This is a genomic window from Sphingobium sp. (genome assembly GCF_035511395.1).
Lineage (GTDB): Bacteria > Pseudomonadota > Alphaproteobacteria > Sphingomonadales > Sphingomonadaceae > Sphingobium.
This window is the reverse complement of sequence record NZ_DATKFP010000350.1, coordinates 1-19,935: the sequence shown is the minus strand read 5'-3', so window position 1 is coordinate 19,935 and position 19,935 is coordinate 1. Positions and strand designations below refer to the sequence as shown.

Genomic DNA, 19,935 nt, shown 5'->3' with positions numbered 1-19,935 from the left:
CGGCGATATTCTCCAAAAGAACGACGTCAAACGGCATGGACCTCGCGCCCGATCGCGCTAAGTTGAGAATTGAAGGAGCTGCGAAAACAGTTTCGCTACGGAAAGGATGCCTGATGTCTGACGATTTCTTCCCGGTGCCGGACAACTGGGCCACTGGCTCGCTGATGGACCGTGCCGCACGGGAAGCCGACTACGCCCGCTCGATCGACGACGCCCATGGCTATTGGCTGGAGCGGGCGCAGCGTCTGGACTGGGTGACGCCGCCGACCCGCACCAATGAGAGCAGCTTCGCCGAGGCGGACTTCGGCGTGAAGTGGTTCAGCGACGGCGTGCTGAATGTCAGCACCAACTGCATCGACCGCCATCTGGCGGAACGGGGCGACCAGACCGCGATCATCTGGGAACCCGATTCGCCGGACGCCGAGCCGCGTCATTATACCTATGCCCAGGTCCATGCGGAGGTGTGTCGCCTCGCCAATGTGCTGAAGAGCGCGGGCGCGAGGAAGGGCGACCGCATCACCATCTATCTGCCGATGATCCCCGAAGCCGCCTTCGCCCTGCTCGCCTGCGCGCGGATCGGTGCGGTGCATAGCGTCGTGTTCGGCGGCTTTTCGCCCGATGCGCTGGCGGGCCGCATTCAGGATTGCGATTCGAATATCGTCATCACCGCCGATGAAGGCCGGCGTGGCGGCAAGGCGGTGCCGCTGAAGGTCAACGTCGACGCCGCGCTCAATCATTGCACCAGCGTGAAGAAGGTCATCGTCGTCAAGGCGACCGGCGGCGAGGTGACGATGAAGGACGGGCGCGACCTGTGGTTGCATGAGGAAGTGGCGAAGGTCGATGCCGATTGCGCGCCCGAGCCGATGAATGCGGAAGACCCGCTGTTCATCCTCTATACCTCCGGCTCGACCGGCAAGCCCAAGGGCGTGCTGCACACGACGGGCGGCTATCTGCTCTGGGCGAGCCTGACGCACGAACTCTGCTTCGACTATCGGCCGGGCGACATCTATTGGTGCGCGGCCGATATCGGCTGGGTCACGGGGCACAGCTATATCGTCTATGGCCCGCTGGCGAACGGCGCGACGACGCTGATGTATGAGGGCGTTCCGAATTATCCGACGCCGAGCCGCATCTGGGAAGTGGTAGACCGGCATCAGGTGCAGACCATCTTCACCGCCCCCACGGCGCTGCGCGCGCTGATGAAGGAGGGCGACGATTTCGTCCATTCGACCAGCCGCAAGTCGCTGCGCCTGCTGGGCACGGTGGGCGAGCCGATCAATCCGGAGGCATGGCGCTGGTATCATCATGTCGTGGGCGAGGATCGCTGCCCGATCATCGACACCTGGTGGCAGACCGAGACGGGCGCGGCGATGATCGCGCCGACGCCGGGCGCGACCGACCTGAAGCCGGGTTCGGCGACCTTCCCGATGCCCGGCGTCGTGCCGCAGATCGTCGATGGCGAGGGGCATGTTCTGGACGGCGCGACCGAGGGCAATCTGGTGATCGCACAGAGCTGGCCGGGGCAGATGCGCACCGTCTGGGGCGATCATGAGCGTTTCTTCCAGACCTATTTCACCACCTTCCCCGGCAAATATACGACGGGTGACGGCGCGCGGCGCGATGCGGACGGCTATTACTGGATCACCGGCCGCGTCGACGACGTCATCAATGTGTCTGGCCACCGCATGGGCACGGCCGAGGTCGAAAGCGCGCTTGTGCTGCATGAAAGCGTCGCCGAGGCGGCGGTGGTCGGCTTCCCGCACGATATCAAGGGGCAGGGCATCTATGCCTATGTGACCCTGAACAGCGGCGAGAAAGCGAACGACGCGCTGCGCAAGACGCTGGTGCAATGGGTGCGGACCGAGATCGGCCCGATCGCGACGCCCGACGCCATCCAGTTCGCGCCGGGCCTGCCCAAGACCCGGTCGGGCAAGATCATGCGCCGCATCCTGCGCAAGATCGCCGAGGGCGAGGTATCGGCCCAGGCGCTGGGCGACACCAGTACATTGGCCGACCCGTCGGTGGTGGATAATCTGGTCGCCAATCGTCAGGGTTAGAACCGATCGGCATTCAGCGCTGACGGGCTGCAAATGGCGAATTTCCGCGCTTCCGGTGCTCACATACTTTTAGTACGCTGCGCTCCGGGTCGCGAAAATCCATCATTTTCGCCACGCCATCATCTGAATGTCGATCGGTCATAGAGGGATCGCGCGCGGCTGCGGTCCGTTGACACAGGAGCGATGGCCATCGGGTAGGATGGCCATGGCTTGTCGGGAAACATCCGAACAGGAGAACCCATGGCCCGTTACACGTCCGTCGCCCGCGCCCTGCACTGGGCGATCGCCATCCTCATTCTGGCGAACCTGTTCTTCGGCTTCGCGCATGATGCGCTGCCCAGGGATTGGGCAGTCATGCCTGTGCATAAGTCGATCGGGTTGACCGTGCTGGCGCTGACCATCCTTCGGATCGTCTGGCGGCTGACCCATCGGGCCCCTGCCCTGCCCGCCGCCATGCCGGTCTGGGAAAAGGGTGCGGCGCACCTCACCCATTTCACCTTCTACGCGCTGATGCTGGTCATGCCGCTGTCGGGATGGATCATGTCCTCGGCGGGGCCGCGACCGCTGAACTGGTTCTTCCTGTTCGACGTGCCCAAATTCGCGGTGGCCAAGGGCGATGCGATCGCTGGCATCTCGCATGAGGCACACGAATTGCTGCCGTGGCTGTGGGCCGCGCTGATCCTGCTGCATGTCGGCGCGGCGCTGCGCCATCATTTCCTGCTGAAGGACGATATATTGCGGCGGATGCTCTGACAGGCTTGGGGCTTTCCCGGCGCAAGGATCGGGCTATATGGGCGGCATGACCGACATGCCCAACCTCGCCGACCTTCAGGAAGAATATGAATTTCTGGACGCGGACGATCGCTATCGCCTGCTGATCGATCTGGGTCGCGGGCTGGAGGCGATGCCCGATGCGCTGAAGACCGACGCGACCCTGGTGCGCGGCTGTTCGGCGGCGGTGTGGGTCTATCCCACGGTGCTGGAGGATGGCCGGCTGCACTTCCTGGCCGACAGCAATGCCGCCATTACCAAGGGCATCATCGCGCTGGTGCTGCTGACGGTGCAGGACCGCGCGCCGGCCGAGATCGGCGCCACCGATATCGAAGCGGCGCTGGCGCCGTTCGACCTCAAGAACCAGCTCAGTTCCAACCGCACCCAGGGCATTCCCAACATGATCGCCCTGATCCGCGAGACGGCCGGCCGCTACGCCGGCTGACGCTGCAACCTGGATCAAGGCCGGCGCGTTATGCTCCTTCGACAAGGAGACAGTATATGCGTCACATCATCGTCCTGGCCTCGATCGGCCTGCTGGCCGCCTGTTCTTCCGGCGAGAAGGACAAGGGGCCGACCCAGCGCGAGCAGATCGGTCAGGTCTGGAAATATGAGGGCGGCGAAGGCGCGAAGGCGAAGCTGGCCTATATCGGCAGCACCAATGCGGTACAGACCATGACCGCGCCCGACACCTTTTCCGTCCTTCTGATCCAGCCGATGGACAATGGCGAAAAGATCGTGCGGGTGAAGCTGGTCGGCGCGCCCTTCCGCTGCGACCTGTCCGACTGTTCGGTGAGCGCAACCGGCGACGATGGCAAGACGGAGCTTTGGAAGGGCCGGATAACCACGACCGACGACGGGATCGAGATTCCGCCGTCGCAAAAGGCCTATGAGGTGATCGCGAAATCCAAGACGGTGAAGGTCGACCTGATCACCGGGACGAAGGACGAGAAGACCGCCTTCCAGTTCAATGTCGCGGGGCTGGATCTGCCGAAATAACCGGTGCGCGGACGCCCGCCCGGTTGCGGCGGGCCAGATCGCGCTTGAGCGTTGTGGGATGCGGCGCGATCAGGAAGCCGAAGCTGACCGTACCTTCCTTCGTCTCCACCGCATGGTGGAGGCGATGGGCCTGGACGATACGCTTCATGTAGCGTGAGCGGGCGACATAGCGGTGCTTCACCCGCTGGTGGACGATAATGTCGTGGAAGCCGAGATAGATGGCACCATAGGCGGCAATGCCTGCTCCGCACGCCGTCGCCCAGTTGCCCCAGCCCCATTGCACGCCGCCCAGCAGCAGCAGGATGGACGGCATGGCGAAGATCACGAAATACAGGTCGTTCGCCTCGAACCATCCGGTCCGCGGTCGGTGGTGGCTGGCATGGAGAAACCAGCCGGGGCCGTGCATCACCCAGCGGTGCATGACATAGGCAAAGCCCTCCATCGCGGCGACGGTAACGACGAAGATCAGAAGAAGGGCGATGGGCGACATGGAGCCTTTATAGGGACGCGCGGGCGCGGGTGCGACCCGTAATAGCCGCAGGATGCGAAAAGGCCGCGACCTCCCTGGGGAGATCGCGGCCTGCCATCCTTCTGAAAGGCGAAGGGATCAGAAGGAGGCGGTGATCGATCCGACGACGCCGGCCTTGCTGATATTGTGGCCCGCCGGCGAAAAGAGCGACCTGTCGGTGTCGACATAGGAAACGCCGAAGGTCAGGTGGCTCCAGGTATAGGTCGCACCGATATTCCAGTCGGTATATTCGTCGCCGATCGTCAGATAGCTGGGGCCGAAGCTGTGGCCGAGATGCGCTGACACGCCGAGCGGGGTGTTGGGGATCGACGCCGACAGATCGCCCGCGACGTAGAGATTGTCCTCCTTGCCGTTGCCGACGGTCAGCGCCTTCGCCTTGGGCGCGTAATTGACGGTCAGCTTGGCGGTGGCGGGGCCGAACGTGCCCTTCACCGAGGCATAGGGTTCGACGAAGTCGGTGTTCGCGCCCGCATTGCCGGGATAGTAATAATAGAGGACGCCGACGTCGATCGTGGCTGCGCCGATCGTGGTCGAATAGCCGCCGATCAGGTCCAGTTCCTGATCGCTGCCAGCCGCGACATAATCGTCGATCGAGCTGCCCCAGACCGATGCGTAGAAGCCCGACGCATGGGAGACGGTGAGGCCGCCCTGAAGCGCGAACTTCTTGTTGGTCTGCGAGATGCCGCGGAAGCGATAGTCGGTGACGACGGCCGCATTGCCGGTGACGGTGACTTCGGGAGTCGGCTCGTCCTGCGCCATCGCAGGCGCCGACAGCGCCATCAAAGCGCCAAGGACAATGGGAGCAGCCGAGAGGCCGATGATGGACTTACGCATGGGATTCCCCTTGATGGTGGTTCTGCGATCGTCCCGCCTGCGTCCAGACGCCTGCCTCTGTCTTCCCGGTCGGGACGGGCTGGCTGCCTCAACGAGAATGGAAATGCCTGCCTGCGCTGCGGCGCACAAGAATTTATTGCTATATGGTATCTTTTGCTGCCCTAATGTTGCTGGACTGCAACAAAATTAGACAGCACTGATGGCCGCCCTCTACAGAACGGCAGATAATCGGCCGGTTTCTGTCGGAAATGCGATTATTGCTGGTCGGTATCCGGGACGCGATGGATGACGCGCTGCGGATAGGGAATGGCGATGCCATTGTCGCGGAACAGCTGCCAGACGCGGAACAGCACGTCCGACTTCACATTGCCGACGCCCCCTTCCGGATCGCTGATCCAGACGAGGATATCATGTTCGACGCGGCTTTCGCCGAAGCCGGTCAGCCAGACGTTTGGCTTGGGACTGCGCAGCACGCGCGGGCTTTCCTGCGCGGCCTGGAGCATGAGTTGCTGGGCGAGCTTCAGGTCGGAATCGAAGGCTATGCCGATGGGGATGCGGACGCGGACGTTGCGGTCGGAATAGGACCAGTTCTCCACTTCCTGCGTCATCAGATTCTCGTTCGGAATCAGATGTTCCTTGCCATCGCGGGTGATGACGCTGACGGCGCGCACGCCGATCTTGTTCACCCAGCCGAAGCTGTCGCCCACGACGATGACGTCGCCCGGCTTGATCGATCGGTCCATCAGCAGGATGATGCCGGCGATCAGGTTGCCGAAGGTCTTTTGCAGGCCGAAGCCGATGGCAAGGCCGAGCGCGCCGGAGAAGACCGCGAAGGCGGTGAGGTCGATCGAGAGCAGGTCGACGCCGATAAAGAAGGCGGCGACCACCACAATGATGGCGGCGAGTTTCTGCGCGAGCAGCTTCTGCGTCGGGTCGAAGCCGGTCGTCTTCTGTATCCAGCGGCTGATGACGCGGTTGGTGAGGCGGACGGCGGCGAAGAGGGCGACGCAGGTGGCGGCGATCGACAGCAGGCCGAGCAGCGTGATGCGCCGCTTGCCGAGATTGACGCCGACCCGATCCAGCATCTCGCCCACCGGCGCGATGCCGCCGCCGCTGCCCGAGACGATCAGGATGAACAGGATGAGCGCGAGCGGCACCACCGCCCAGCGCGGTATGGCAAGGCCGCGCAATATGTGGGTGGCGAGCAGCGCCACCGCGCTGCCGAGCACGATACCCATGACCAGATGGCCAAGCGATCCGGTGGGAAAGAAGGCGAGGCCAAGCGCCAGCAGCAGCGCCGCAATGCCGTGGCGGGTGATGGCGCGGACATGGCCCGCGAGCGCATCGCCCAGCGGCGGCAGGCTGCGCCGGATACGCGGGGCGAGCAATTGGGCGATACCCCATGCGGCCGAATAGAAGAGGATCGCGAGCGCCAGCGCGACGGCCGGCTGAACCAGATCCGGATCGCCGGGCAGGCGGCCGATAAGGTCGGTCAGGCCCGGCGTCATATCCTCAGGCCCGATCGCAGATGGTATCGCGGATGGCGCGGAAGCGGGCAAGGCCGGCGTCGAGATCGGCGATCAGGTCGGCCGGGTCTTCGAGGCCGATATGGAGGCGGATCGCCGGGCCTTCGGCTTGCCACCGGGTAGCGCTGCGATAGCGGGCCGGGTCGATCGGCAAAGCGAGGCTTTCGAAGCCGCCCCAACTATAGCCGATGCCGAAATGGGCGAGGCCGTCGATCAACGCGGCGCGGGCGGCTTCGTTCCCGCCTTTCAGGATGAAGCTGAACAGGCCGGTGGACCCGCTGAAATCGCGCCGCCATTGGTCGTGGCCGGGACAGTCGGGCAGCGCCGGGTGGAGAACGCGGGCGACATCGGGCTGCTCCTTCAGCCAATGGGCGATGGCGAGCGCGCTGTCCTGATGCTGCTTCAGGCGGACGCCCAGCGTGCGCAGCCCGCGCGAGGCGAGCCAGGCGTCGTCGGGGCTGGTCATCTGGCCGAACAGATAGGCCGTCTGGCGAATCTTGCCGAACCATTCGGCGGTCGCGGTGACGCTGCCCATCATCACGTCGCTATGGCCGACGATATATTTGGTGCAGGCGAGGATCGCGATATCCACGCCCTGCGCCATGGCCGGGAAATAGAGCGGCGTCGCCCAGGTATTGTCGAGCAGGGTGACGACCCCGTTCGCCTTCGCCCAGGCGGTGATGGCGGGGATATCCTGCACCTCGAAGGTCAGGCTGCCGGGACTTTCGAGGAAGATGGCGCGGACCGGTCCATTCGAAAGATGGACATCGAAGTCGACAGTCAGCGGATCATAATATATCGTTTTGATGCCGTAATTATTGAGCATCTGCGCGCAGAAATTGCGGGTCGGGTCATAGGCGCTGTCGACCATCAGCAGCCGGTCGCCGGGCTTCAGCACCGCCATCAGCGCGCAGGCGATGGCCGCGACGCCCGACGGGAAGAGCATCGTCCCCTCCGCCCCCGGCTCCATCTCGGTGAGCGCGTCGGCGAGGCTCCAGGCGGTCGGCGTACCCTTGCGCCCGTAGAAGAGGCGTTCATGGGTGCTGCGCCCGGCCGCCTGCCGCAGATGGGCGACATCGTCATAGAGAATGGTCGAGGCGCGCCACACCGGCGGGCTGACGATGCCGCCGGGTTGGTCGGGCATGCCGGTCCATTCGGGCTTGCGGCCGGCCTGGGCGAGTTTGGTGAGGGGCTTGCGCTTGTCGGGATCGCTCATGCCGCGGGGCCGGTTGCCTTGGGCGTGGCGGGGTCGAAGCCCCATTCGGACCAGCTGCCGTCATAGAGGCCGACGTCGGTCTTGCCGAGCGATTCGAGCCCGGCGAGGATGATCGCCGCCGTCACGCCACTGCCGCAGGTGGTGATGATGGGCCTGTTCAGATCGGCGCCGGCGTCGAGCAGCAGGCGGCGCAGTTCATCACCCTGTTTCATGCTGTTGTCGGCGGCGAAGAAGGCCGACGAAGGAATGTTGCGGCTGGCCGGAATATGGCCCGACGCCATGCCGGGGCGCGGTTCGGCCTCCGCGCCGGTGAAGCGGCCCGCACCGCGCGCATCGAGCAGTTGCGCCGCGCCGCTGTCGAGATTGGCGAGAATATCCGCCTTGGTACGGACCTGCGTCCGGTCGAGCCGGGCGACGGCGTTGCCGGGCGCGATGGCGGGCAGGCCGTTTTCGACCGGACGCCCTTCCGCGATCCATTTGGGAAGGCCGCCGTCGAGGATCGCGGCAGAGGCGCCCAGGCCATAGATGCGCATCATCCACCAGCCGCGCGCGGCGCTGTGGGTGGGGCTGTTGTCATAGACGATGATGCGGCTGTCGGCATTGACGCCCAGCGCCTGCATGCGCTGCGTCATCATCGCTTCGGGCGGCAACTGGCCCGGCGTCGGATCGTCGGGATCGGCGAGGGTCGGCAAGTCCATATAGGCGGCGCCGGGGATATGGCCCGCCTCATATTCGGCGCGCGGATCGCGCGGAGTGCCGGGCAGAAACAGGCTGGCGTCGAGGATGACGAGGTCGGGCTTGCCCAGTTCGGTAGCGAGCCAATCGGTGGAAACGAATATGGTCATGCGGCTTCCCAGCGTCCTTTGCCTGAACCCATTGGCTTTCTTCTAGGCGCGGCTTTCGGAGCTGGGAAGAGGCGTCAGGCCGGCGCCAGTTCGGCGGCGGCGCGAGCGGCGGGACGGCGATACTGGCGCGGCCCCTGATCGAGGCGCAGCGGCGCGAGGCGATCGGCAGGCGGCTCCTGCTCCTGCCCGACGATGAAGGCGCGCGCGGTGCGGCCATGGCCGATCGGCTCGCCCTCCCCCGATTCCCAGCGATAGCCCATGTCGAAGGCGGCGAGCGGGATGAGCAGGCTGCGCTGGCCCATCTCGACCGGGACGATCTGGTCGGGCGCCAGGCGCAGTTCGCCGCCGAGCTGGATCGTCTCGCCAGGCGCGATCGTCACGGCGCTGTGGAGCGGCAGGCCGTCATCCCCGCCGAAAAAGCCCTGGAGTAGCGCCTGCTGCTGCGCGCCCGCATTGCCGACGATGCCGCGGACCAATATGTCCTGCGCCGGCCGGTCGCCGCGATTGTGAAGGATGAGGCTGTAGGCGATGGTCATGCCCATCAGCGAATAGCGTGCCTGGCTGACCGCCATGTCCATGTCGAGCCAGGGGCGTTCGATGGCAGGTTCGGCGGCGACCGGCTCGGCGGCGACAGGTTCCGGCGCGGCGACAGGCGCGGGCGCCGGAGCGGGCGACGCTGGCGCAGCTTCGACCGGGGCTGGCGCGGGAGTCGGTTCGGGAGCGGGCGCAGGCGGCGACACCGGTTCGACGAACAGTTCCTCCTCTTCAACCGATCGACGGCGACGGAGCAGCAGGAACGCCGCCAGCGCGACGAGCGCGAGCGCGCCGCCGATGATCCACGGGAGGTTGCTGCCTTCTTCGGTCGCGACCGGCGCGGGCGCGGCTGGTCCGGGCGTTGCCACAGCATTGGGTGCGGGGGCTGCGGGTGCGGGAAGCGGCTGCGCCGCGACGGGTGCCGTCTCGTTCGCGGGTTCTGCGGCTTGGGTCGGTTCGGCTGGAGCCGGCTCGGCCGGCGCGGGCGTCGCGCGCTCGGTCGGCTGCGCAATGCGTGGCTGATCGGGTGTGGGTCGCGCCGGCGTGGGGCGAGCGGGAGTCGAGCGCGCCGGATTCGGCTGCACCGTCGGGGTCGATTGCACGGACACCGGCGGCGGCACGACCGTCGGCGCGACCACGGGCGGCGCGGTGCGCGGCTGATCGCGATAGACGTTCAGTTCCGGCCCTTGTCGGTTGGGATCGGGCGCAGGTGTCGTGCTGGTCGGCGGCAGCTGGAAGCCCGGCGCGGGCTGCTCCGTCTGCTGGGCGTGGACGGGCGATGCCAGCAACAGCGGCACGGCGAAAATCAACGGACGAATAGCGGACCCCATGGCCCTGCCAAGGCACAAGAATGGCTGAACCGCAAGTGAACAATGCAGGGCGATGACATCAGGCGTGCGATCGCGTAGACGGCGCGGCATGACTGACCTTCCCACGACTCCGTTGCATCTGGGCCAGACCAGCGCCCTGCCCGCCTCCCCCGAAGAGGCCGTGCTCGACTATGTGCCCAATCCCCGCCCCGGCAAGCCCTATCTGGTGCGCTTTACCGCGCCCGAATTCACCTCGCTCTGTCCGGTGACGGGCCAGCCCGACTTCGCCCATCTGGTGATCGACTATGCGCCCGCCGAGACGATCGTGGAGTCGAAGTCGCTCAAGCTTTTCCTCGGCGCCTTCCGCAACCATGCCGCCTTTCACGAGGATTGCACCGTCGGGATCGGCCAGCGCCTGTTCGACGAGATGAAGCCGGTCTGGCTGCGCATCGGCGGTTACTGGTATCCGCGCGGCGGCATCCCGATCGACGTCTTCTGGCAGTCCGACGAACCGCCAGCCGGCCTGTGGCTGCCGGCGCAGGATGTGCCGGGCTATCGCGGCCGGGGATAATTCCCGGCTCCGAACGGAAATTGGCCTGCCCCTGTTTGACGAACGCCCAACAGGGTTCGACCAACGACATTATCTTGCGGATAGTTCACTTGACCACCGCAGCGAAAGAACCGATCCCGCGTTGCATGTCCGTGCGTGATAGTGTCACATCGCGCGCTTCGAGACGTGTCGGAGTCTGAAACCCTATGTCGTTCAAGAAAATCCTGCCGCTGCTGGTCGCGGCCGCCCCAGTCGCATTGGCGACGCCCGCACTGGCCCAGCAGGCCGCGCCTGCCGGTCCCGCCGCCGGGATCACGACCCAGCTGCCGCGCGGCGCCGCGCCGAGCCATTATGCGATCGAGGTGACGCCCGATGCGGCGAACCTGAAGTTCACCGGCAAGGTGTCGATCGACGTCACCGTCGCGACCGCGATGCCTACGCTGGTGCTGAACGCGGCGGACCTGACATTCTCCAGCGTCACGCTGACGCCCGTGAAGGGCAAGCCGATCACCGGCACCGCCAAGATCGATGCCGACGCGCAGACCGTGTCGCTCGACTTCGGCAAGCTGGTCGCGCCGGGCAGCTACACGCTCGCCATCACCTATGCCGGCATTATCAACCAGCAGGCCAACGGCCTGTTCGCGCTCGATTATACCGACAATGCAGGGGCGGCGAAGCGCGCGCTCTTCACCCAGTTCGAGGCACCCGATGCCCGCCGCTTCGTGCCGAGCTTCGACGAGCCGAGCTACAAGGCGACGTTCGACCTGTCGGCGATCGTCCCGGCGGATCAGCTGGCGGTCGGCAACATGCCGGTCAAGGCGTCCAAGGATCTGGGCGGCGGCAAGAAGCTGGTGACGTTCGGCACGTCCCCGAAAATGTCCTCCTACCTGCTCTTCTTCGGCCTCGGTGAACTGGACCGTGCGACCAAGATGGCGGGCAACACCGAAGTCGGCGTCATCACCGGCAAGGGCAATACCGGCAAGGCGCAACTGGCGCTCGACGCGTCGGCGGCGATCCTGCCCTATTATAACGACTATTTCGGCGTTCCCTTCCCCCTGCCCAAGCTCGACAATGTCGCCGGGCCGGGCCAGAGCCAGTTCTTCAGCGCGATGGAGAATTGGGGCGCGATCTTCACCTTCGAGCGCACCCTGCTGGTCGACCCGCGCTTCACCTCGGAAGAGACGAAGCGCACCATCTACGAAGTCGCCGCGCATGAAATGGCGCACCAGTGGTTCGGCGATCTCGTCACCATGGCCTGGTGGGACGACCTCTGGCTGAACGAGGGTTTCGCCAGCTGGATGGCGACCAAGGTCACGGACAAGCTGAATCCGGAATGGGAAACGCTGCTGTCGCGCGTCGACGGGCGCGAGCGGGCGATGAGCCTCGACGCACTCAAGACCACGCACCCGGTCGTGCAGAAGATCACCACCGTGGATCAGGTGAATCAGGCGTTCGACGCCATCACCTACCAGAAGGGCGAAGCCGTCATCACCATGCTGGAAGGCTATGCCGGCGAGGATGCGTGGAAGGCGGGCATCCAGTCCTATATGAAGCAGCACGCCTATGGGAACACCGTGACCGACGACCTGTGGAAGGCGGTCGAGGGTGCGGGCGCCAAGGGGCTGGTCAGCATCGCGCATGACTTCACTTCGCTGCCCGGCATTCCGCTGGTCAAGGTGGAGAGCGCGCAGTGCCAGGGCGGCAACACATTGCTGACGCTGAGCCAGGGCGAGTTCAGCCGCGACGACAAGGACAAGACGCCGCAAAGCTGGAATGTGCCGGTGAAGGCGCAGACGCTGGGCGGCGAGGCGCAGCGCCTGATCCTGTCGGGTGGCAAGGGGCAGGTCACGCTACCGGGCTGCGGCGCCTATGTCATCAACGCGGGGCAGACGGGCTATTATCGCTCGCTCTATCCGGCCGAGAATATGAAGGCGCTGGCCAAGGGCTTCGGCACGCTGTCGAGCATGGACCAGACCGGCCTGATGGCGGACAATTTCCAGCTGGCGCTGGGCGGCTACCAGCCGATCGGGCTTGCGCTGGATCTGGTCGACGCAGTGCCTACCGATGGCAGCCCCGCCGTGCTGGCCGAAGTGCCGGGCTACCTCAAGAGCAGCTATGACATGCTGGAGGGCGATGCCGCCACACGCGCGAAGATCGCCGCCTATACGTCGAAGAAGCTGAGCCCGGCGCTGGCCGCGATCGGCTATGACGCGAAGGCTGGCGAAGGGCCGCAGGTGCCGGTGCTGCGCACCAGCCTGGTCGCGACGCTGGGCAGCATGGGCGACAAGGTGGTGGTGGCAGAAGCCAACAGGCGCTTTGCGGCGCTGGCGAGCAACCCGGCCGCGCTCGACGGGCCGCTGCGCAATGTGTGGCTCGGCATCATCGCGGAAAATGCCGATCAGGCGACCTGGGACAAGCTCCGCGCCATGGCGAAGGGCGCGAAGAGCGACCTGGAGAAGAGCACCGTCTATGCCCTGCTGGGCAAGGCGAAGAACGAGAAGCTGAGCGCACAGGCGCTCGACCTCGCCCTGACCGACGAGCCGGGCAAGACCACCAGCGCGGCGATCATCGGGCAGGTCGGCGCGGCCCATCCGATGCAGGCGGTCGACTATGTGCTGGCGCACAAGGCGCAATATGAGGCGCTGATCGACGTATCGGCCCGCAGCCAGGCGCTGGCGCGCCTGGGCGGCGGATCGGCCGACCCGGCGATGGTTACGAAGCTGGACGCCTATGCGACCCAATATCTGACGCCGGAATCGCGCAAGGTGGTGGATCGCTCCATCGCCGCGATCAAGACGCGGATCGAGACGCGCGGTCGGTTGAAGGCGCCGACCGCGGCGTGGTTCGCGGGCAGGAAGTAAGAGGAAACGAAAAGGGCGGCTCGAAAGGCCGCCCTTTTTGGTGGCTGGGGGTGCGACTGCTTCCACATTCGTCACCCCGGCCCCTTCGACAGGCTCAGGACAGGCTTGAGCCGGGGTCCAGCTGCCTTTGCAAGTGCTGCTTTCCACAAAAAGAAGCGGGATCCCGGGTCAAGCCCGGGATGACGTTGATATTTGGGTCTGCGATCGACTGCTATTCGACGATCCGCGCGACCTGCCCTCACCTCATTCCTGCAACGACACACCGGGGCTGCGCGGGTCGGCGGCGCCGACCCAGCGGCCATCGGGCATCCGCTCCGCCGCATTGGCCTTGAGGCCGAGGCGGCTGACGGTCACGCGGTGGCCGAGCTTTTCCAGCGGCGCCTTCATCGCCTCCAGTGCGGTGCCCTGTTCCAGCACCAGACCGTCGCCGTTGAAGAAGATCAGGCCGTGGGCGATCGAGTCCTGCGCCGACAGGCCCCAGTCGAAATGGGCGATCAGCGCCTTGGCCACCTGCATGATGATCGTCTTGCCGCCCGCCGCGCCGACGGTGAAGATGGGCGTGCCCTTGTCGTCATAGACGATCGTCGGCGACATCGAGGAAAGCGGACGCTTGCCCGCCTCAACCCGGTTGGCGACGGGTTTGCCGTCCTTTTCCGGGGTCAGGCTGAAATCGGTCAGTTCGTTGTTGAGGATGACGCCGTTCGCCACGAGCTGGCTGCCGAAGAAGCTTTCGATGGTGGAGGTCCAGGCGGCGATGTCGCCATCATGATCCACCGCGACGAAGTGGCTCGTGCCGCTTTCGGGCTGGGGCAGAGATGTGGTGCGGGGCTGCGCGCCGGGCGGTGTGCCGGGATTATAGACGGTGAGCGCCTTGTTGAGGCGGATCAGCGAAGAGCGCTGCTTGAGATAGGCGGGGTCGATCATGCCGCTGATCGGCACCGAGACGAAATCGGGATCGCCGAGCCAGGTGTCGCGATCGGCATAAGCGAGCTGCATCGCTTCGCCGATGACATGCCAGGAGCGTGGATCGTCCTTGCCCCACTGGGCGAGCGGGAAGCGCTCCACCATGCCGAGAATTTCGAGCACGGTGATGCCACCCGACGACACCGGCCCCATGCCGCAGACGGTATAGACGCGATATTTGCCGCAGACCGGCTTGCGCGGCTTGGCCTGATAGGCGGCGATGTCCGCCTCGGTCATCGGTACCGGATTCTTGGGCGCGTTGGTGACGGCGGCGGCGAGCAGCTTCGCATTCTCGCCGGTGTAGAAAGCGTCCGGCCCCTCGGCCGCGACGCGCTTGAACAGCGCGGCGAGCGGCGGGTTCTTGAGGATCGTGCCCTTGGGTGCAGGCTTGCCGTCGATCCAGAAATATTTCTGGATCTCAGGGAAGTCGGCCCAGATCGGCGCGACCGCACGCATCGCGGTGTTGAGCCGCTCGCGCACCTCGAACCCTTCCTGCGCATAACGGATGGCAGGCTGGAACACGTCCGCCCAGGGCAGCTTGCCCCATTTCCTGTGCGCGTCCCAGGCGAGGCGAAGATTGCCCGGCACGCCGACCGAATAGCCGCCCGGCCATGCCTGGCGGAACGGCATCACCTGCCCATCGGAACCGATGAAGCGGTCGGGGCGCGCAGCGGCGGGGGCGGTTTCGCGCCCATCGATCGATTCCAGCACGCCGGTGCGACCATCATGGTGCATCAGGAAGCCGCCGCCGCCGATGCCGCTATTGTGCGGCTCCACGACGTTGAGGGCCAGCATCATCGCGATCGCCGCGTCGGTGGCGCTGCCGCCCTTGCGCAGGATTTCCTGCCCCGCCTGCGCGGCGCGCGGGTCTGCGGCGGACACGGTGGCATTGGTCGATACCGGCTCGCGAGCGAAGGCGGCGGCCGGGATCAGGGAGATGAGGGCGAAGGGGGCCAGCAGGCCGGTCAGGCGGGACGTCATGGCCGGCACCCTATCGCCGCGACGGCGCTTCGCAACCCCATGATAGACCGGGGTTATGGATCAGGCGTCCACGCCGACGATATCGACGATATTGCGCACGCCGTCGCGGGTCATCAGCCCCTTCAACTCGGCATTGATGCGCTTCGCGAGATACGGCCCTTCATAGACCAGCGCGCTGTAGAGCTGCACCAGCGACGCACCGGCGCGGATGCGGGCATAAGCCTGCGCCCCGGATGCGATCCCGCCGACGCCGATCAGCGGCAGCTTCGTGCCGAGCAGGCGGCGGAAATCCTTGAGCCGCGCGTGCGACAGGTCGGTTAGCGGCGCGCCGGACAGGCCGCCCATCTCCCCAGCATGGGCCGATCGCAGCGCAGGACGGGTGACGGTGGTGTTGGACACGATCAGTGCGTCGACGCGATGGTCGATGCAGGCGGCGGCGATATCCTCGACATCGGCCGGCTCCAGATCGGGTGCGACTTTCAGGAAAATCGGCGTGGTGTCGCTGCCGCGGGCAGCCATGACCGCGCCGAGCAGATCGTCGAGCGCCGCCCGCCCCTGCAAGGCGCGCAGGCCCGGTGTGTTGGGCGAGGAGATGTTGACCGTCAGATAGTCGGCCAGCGGCGCCATGCAGGTGACGCCGGTCACATAGTCGGCAATGCCACGCCCCGCAGCGGTCGCGTCCTTGTTGGCGCCGATATTGATGCCGATCACCAGCCCTTCGCCCCCTGATCGCGATTCCTTGGGGCGACGATAGCGGGCGATGCGGTCGGCTGCGGCGCCCTGCCCGCCATTGTTGAAGCCGAAACGGTTGATGACGGCCCGGTCCTCCACCAGGCGGAACAGGCGCGGCTGGGGATTGCCCGGCTGGGCGAGCGGGGTCAGCGTGCCCAGCTCGGCAAAGCCGAAGCCCAGGCCATGCATCTTGTGCGCGACCCGGCCATCCTTGTCATAGCCTGCCGCAAGACCGACCGGATTGGGGAAGCGGATACCCGCCACCGTCGTTTCAAGCATCGGATCGGCCGCCAGAGGCTTCGCCGTCGGCATCATCCGCAGCGCGGCGATCGACAGATTATGGGCGCGCTCGGCATCGAGCGTGAAAAGCAGCGGGCGGATCAGGCAGTACGACATGGGCGCGCTATGCCAGCGGCGCGCGCGCGCGTCGAGTCACTGTGGCAGAAGCATCACAGACGTCCGCCAATGACATTTCATGACAGGAAACGTCATGAATGAGACCGTTTCGGACGGAAAAATGTCCGATCCATCCAATAAAATTTCACTGATTCGGGCGTAAAGCCGTCTTGCGACCCGAAGGCTCTTAGGTCATTTGGCCAACGAGACCTTTTCCTGACCCGGCGGTGATGAACCGCCGGGTCATTTTTTTCCGCAGATTTTCATCTTTGAAAAGAGGCATGAGGAATGCGCTTTTTCTCTGCCGTCGCTTGCGTCCGGACGGGAATGGGGCATAGTTGCCGCCTGGGGTGAGAATATGGGGCTGCATCATACGAATGCGCCGGGGAGCAATGTCGCTCTGCCGGACCAGGGGGGACCACTTTCCTACACGGTCGCTGCGGCACAGGGACCGGTTCGACTACGCTATTTCGCTCCACCCGAACATCTGCGCGCCTATTTCGGGTCGCTCTACCTCTTCAGCGTCTCGGCAGACAATTATGCGGACGGCACGCGCGCCGACGTACCTCAACTGCGCTTCATGCTGTCAGGCGATGGCAATTATCATTTCCAGGACGGCGCTGTCATGCCGACGCCGCAGGTCTGCCTGCTGGGCCCGACCATGGGGGCGACCCGCTTCGTTCTGGAAGGACAGGCGCGCGTGCTGGGCATATCCCTGCTTCCGGCCGGCTGGATGTCGCTTCATGGCGGAGATGCCAGCGAGCTCGCCGATCGATTGTGCGATCTCGCGGCGGAACGCGGGCCCGCCTATGCCACGTTGCTCGGCCAGTTGCAGGAGATGGAGGATAGCCAGGCCGAAGCCATGGCAGCTCTGTGCTGGAAGGAACTGGGCCGACTGGTCAAGCCGATGCGCAAGGCGACCTGGGAATTGCTGGCGGCGGTGGATGTCTGGCTGATCGGGGAAGGGTCGCCCCGGATCGAGGCATTGGTGGAAACCGCCCAGTTGTCGCCGCGCCAGCTCGCGCGGCTGACCAATAAATATTATGGCGCGCCGCCCAAGCTGCTGGCGCGCAAATATCGGGCGCTGCGCTGTTCGGCGCGGATCGCGCTGGACGGCAATAGCTGGCAGCAATTGTGCGAGGAGGCCGGGTTCTACGACCAGTCGCACTTCATTCGGGAGATCAAGCATTTCATCGGCCTGACCCCGCACCAGTTGCAGACCGAGCCGACGGCCGTGGCGCAGCTTACCCTGCTGCGCCGGTCGCTGGGGGCCGACGTGGCCGTGCTCAATAGGCTGAGTTGACCCCTCCCCAATAGAATCTCCTTGATTAACGGCCCGCTTGCGACCACATGCGCCCAATCGGATGGAATCGGTCCGATTTGAGAATGGTTCGCAACTTGGGACGCGCTCAGAGGCTATGAGACTGTCGAGCTTCGCTGACTATGCTGTCGTGCTGATGTCCGCTGCTGCACGGCATTGCGGCGCAACGCGGATGAACGCGACGACGCTGAGCGCCGAAACCGGCATCCCTTTGCCTACCGCGCAGAAGCTGGTGAGCCGCCTGTCGGCCGCCGGCCTGCTCGAATCGAGCCGCGGCACGGGCGGCGGCGTACGCCTGTCGCGGCCGCCTGCCGCCATCACCCTTGCGGACGTGGTCGAGGCGGTCGAAGGACCGATCGCCATGACCGCCTGTAGCGAACAGGGCGCGCATGACTGCAATCTGGAAAGCGATTGCCGCATCCGCCCGCACATGAATGTCGCGAACAATGCGATCCGCGAGGCGCTCGCGGGCGTCACGATCGCCAGCCTGACACGAGAAATGGCATGACCGAAGAAACGACCACGATCCGCAATCTCGAAGCGCATGAGGCGGCCGAACGCGCCTCCACCTACGAGCATGGCTGGTCGTCGGCCATCGAGCAGGATTTCGCGCCCAAGGGGCTGAACGAGGATACGGTCCGCTTCATTTCGGCCAAGAAGAAGGAGCCCGAATGGCTGCTGGAGTGGCGGCTGAAGGCCTTCGCCATGTGGCAGAAGATGGAATCGCCTGACTGGGCCAAGCTCAACATCCCGCCGATCGACTATCAGGACGCCTATTATTATGCCGAGCCGAAGAAGAAGGCAGAGCTGAACTCGCTGGACGAGGTCGACCCGGAAATCCTGGCGACCTACAAGAAGCTGGGTATTCCGATCGCCGAGCAGGAAATGCTGGCGGGCGTGAAGAGCAGTCGCAAGGTCGCGGTCGATGCGGTGTTCGACAGCGTTTCGGTCGCCACCACCTTCCGCAAGGAGCTGGAGGAAGCGGGGGTCATCTTCCGTTCGATCAGCGAAGCGGTGCGCGAATATCCCGATCTGGTGAAGAAGTGGCTGGGCAAGGTCGTGCCGATGCACGACAATTATTTCGCGACGCTCAACTGCGCGGTCTTTTCCGACGGCACCTTCGTCTACATTCCCAAGGGTGTGCGCTGCCCGATGGAACTCTCCACCTATTTCCGCATCAATGCGGAGAATACGGGGCAGTTCGAGCGGACTTTGATCGTGGCGGACGAGGGGTCTTACGTCTCCTATCTCGAAGGCTGCACCGCGCCGATGCGCGACGAGAACCAGCTGCACGCCGCGGTCGTGGAACTGGTCGCGCTGGACGATGCCGAGATCAAATATTCGACCGTCCAGAACTGGTATCCGGGCGACGAGAACGGCAAGGGCGGCATCTATAATTTCGTGACCAAGCGGGCGCTGTGCCAGGGGCGCAATTCCAAGGTCAGCTGGACGCAGGTGGAAACCGGCTCCGCGATCACCTGGAAATATCCGTCCTGCGTGCTGAACGGCGAGAACAGCGTGGGTGAGTTCTATTCGGTCGCGCTGACCAACAATCTGCAACAGGCCGATACCGGCACCAAGATGATCCATAACGGCAAGGGGTCGCGTTCGACCATCGTGTCCAAGGGGATTTCGGCGGGCCGCTCGAATAACACTTATCGCGGGCTTGTGCGCGTGGCGCCGGGCGCGGAGGGCGTGCGCAACTTCACCCAGTGCGACAGCCTGCTGCTGGGCGACCAGTGCGGCGCGCATACCGTGCCCTATATCGAGGTGCGCAATCCCTCAGCGCAGATCGAGCATGAGGCGACGACGTCGAAGATCAGCGACGACCAGCTCTTTTACGCCATGCAGCGCGGGCTGGATCAGGAAAGCGCGGTATCGCTGATCGTGAACGGCTTCGCGAAGGAAGTGCTGCAACAGCTGCCGATGGAATTCGCCGTCGAAGCGCAGAAGCTGTTGGGGATTTCGCTGGAGGGCAGCGTGGGGTGATATTTGCGCTGCTTCTGAACGT

17 protein-coding genes are annotated in these 19,935 nt (G+C 65.1%); 9 read left to right on the top strand and 8 right to left on the bottom strand.

What is annotated here, in order from left to right; all coding sequences use genetic code 11:
• The first annotated feature begins 113 nt into the window (after positions 1-113).
• The 4 genes from acs to VMR39_RS23870 all read left to right on the top strand — a co-directional run bounded on the left by acs (position 114) and on the right by VMR39_RS23870 (position 3,827).
• Positions 114-2,057: an acetate--CoA ligase gene (gene acs, locus VMR39_RS23885; RefSeq protein ID WP_325419890.1), complete on the top strand. Its 1,944-nt coding sequence runs from the start codon at positions 114-116 to the stop codon at positions 2,055-2,057.
• A 240-nt stretch (positions 2,058-2,297) separates the two neighbouring features.
• Positions 2,298-2,810: a cytochrome b gene (locus VMR39_RS23880; RefSeq protein ID WP_325419888.1), complete on the top strand. Its 513-nt coding sequence runs from the start codon at positions 2,298-2,300 to the stop codon at positions 2,808-2,810.
• 37 nt (positions 2,811-2,847) lie between these two features.
• A complete protein-coding gene (locus tag VMR39_RS23875) occupies positions 2,848-3,273 on the top strand; it encodes a SufE family protein (protein ID WP_325419886.1) in 426 nt (141 codons plus the stop codon).
• Between the two features lie 56 nt (positions 3,274-3,329).
• On the top strand, positions 3,330-3,827 hold the full coding sequence (locus VMR39_RS23870; protein ID WP_325419884.1) for a hypothetical protein: 498 nt from the start codon (positions 3,330-3,332) through the stop codon (positions 3,825-3,827).
• Here the strand turns inward: VMR39_RS23870 and VMR39_RS23865 are convergent.
• The 6 genes from VMR39_RS23865 to VMR39_RS23840 form a co-directional block, all read right to left on the bottom strand.
• Entirely contained in the window at positions 3,796-4,317 is a 522-nt protein-coding gene (locus VMR39_RS23865) for a beta-carotene hydroxylase (RefSeq protein WP_325419882.1), read from the bottom strand. The genes VMR39_RS23870 and VMR39_RS23865 overlap by 32 nt on opposite strands.
• 117 nt (positions 4,318-4,434) lie before the next feature.
• The gene (locus VMR39_RS23860) at positions 4,435-5,190 is read right to left on the bottom strand and encodes a TorF family putative porin (RefSeq protein ID WP_325419880.1); all 756 of its coding nucleotides are present in this window, start codon (positions 5,188-5,190) and stop codon (positions 4,435-4,437) included.
• Positions 5,191-5,444: 254 nt separating this feature from the next.
• Positions 5,445-6,698: a mechanosensitive ion channel family protein gene (locus tag VMR39_RS23855; RefSeq protein ID WP_325419878.1), complete on the bottom strand. Its 1,254-nt coding sequence runs from the start codon at positions 6,696-6,698 to the stop codon at positions 5,445-5,447.
• Positions 6,699-6,702: 4 nt separating this feature from the next.
• Positions 6,703-7,932, bottom strand: a complete 1,230-nt coding sequence (metC, locus tag VMR39_RS23850; protein ID WP_325419876.1) for a cystathionine beta-lyase — start codon at positions 7,930-7,932, stop codon at positions 6,703-6,705.
• Entirely contained in the window at positions 7,929-8,777 is an 849-nt protein-coding gene (locus tag VMR39_RS23845) for a sulfurtransferase (protein ID WP_325419874.1), read from the bottom strand. Before VMR39_RS23845 ends, metC begins: the two co-directional genes overlap by 4 nt.
• A gap of 74 nt (positions 8,778-8,851) precedes the next feature.
• Positions 8,852-10,141, bottom strand: coding sequence for a hypothetical protein (locus VMR39_RS23840; protein WP_325419872.1), 1,290 nt, complete (start codon positions 10,139-10,141; stop codon positions 8,852-8,854).
• A gap of 88 nt (positions 10,142-10,229) precedes the next feature.
• Between VMR39_RS23840 and queF the strand changes: the two genes are divergently transcribed.
• Positions 10,230-10,691 carry a preQ(1) synthase gene (queF, locus tag VMR39_RS23835; RefSeq protein WP_325419870.1) on the top strand — a complete coding sequence of 154 codons (462 nt, stop codon included), beginning with the start codon at positions 10,230-10,232 and terminating at the stop codon, positions 10,689-10,691.
• Positions 10,692-10,876: 185 nt separating this feature from the next.
• Entirely contained in the window at positions 10,877-13,531 is a 2,655-nt protein-coding gene (locus tag VMR39_RS23830) for a M1 family metallopeptidase (RefSeq protein ID WP_325419868.1), read from the top strand.
• Positions 13,532-13,774: 243 nt separating this feature from the next.
• Here the strand turns inward: VMR39_RS23830 and ggt are convergent, their stop codons facing one another.
• Complete coding sequence (gene ggt / locus VMR39_RS23825; RefSeq protein WP_325419866.1) at positions 13,775-15,475, bottom strand: gamma-glutamyltransferase; 1,701 nt, start codon at positions 15,473-15,475, stop codon at positions 13,775-13,777.
• A gap of 60 nt (positions 15,476-15,535) precedes the next feature.
• A complete protein-coding gene (locus VMR39_RS23820) occupies positions 15,536-16,603 on the bottom strand; it encodes a quinone-dependent dihydroorotate dehydrogenase (RefSeq protein ID WP_325419864.1) in 1,068 nt (355 codons plus the stop codon).
• 358 nt (positions 16,604-16,961) lie between these two features.
• On the opposite strand from VMR39_RS23820, the gene VMR39_RS23815 reads away from it, so the two are divergent.
• The 3 genes from VMR39_RS23815 to sufB all read left to right on the top strand — a co-directional run bounded on the left by VMR39_RS23815 (position 16,962) and on the right by sufB (position 19,913).
• Positions 16,962-17,906 carry a helix-turn-helix transcriptional regulator gene (locus VMR39_RS23815; protein ID WP_325419862.1) on the top strand — a complete coding sequence of 315 codons (945 nt, stop codon included), beginning with the start codon at positions 16,962-16,964 and terminating at the stop codon, positions 17,904-17,906.
• Positions 17,907-18,021: 115 nt separating this feature from the next.
• Complete coding sequence (locus tag VMR39_RS23810; protein WP_325419860.1) at positions 18,022-18,432, top strand: Rrf2 family transcriptional regulator; 411 nt, start codon at positions 18,022-18,024, stop codon at positions 18,430-18,432.
• The gene (sufB, locus tag VMR39_RS23805; protein ID WP_325419858.1) at positions 18,429-19,913 is read left to right on the top strand and encodes a Fe-S cluster assembly protein SufB; all 1,485 of its coding nucleotides are present in this window, start codon (positions 18,429-18,431) and stop codon (positions 19,911-19,913) included. Before VMR39_RS23810 ends, sufB begins: the two co-directional genes overlap by 4 nt.
• Positions 19,914-19,935 lie beyond the last annotated feature (22 nt).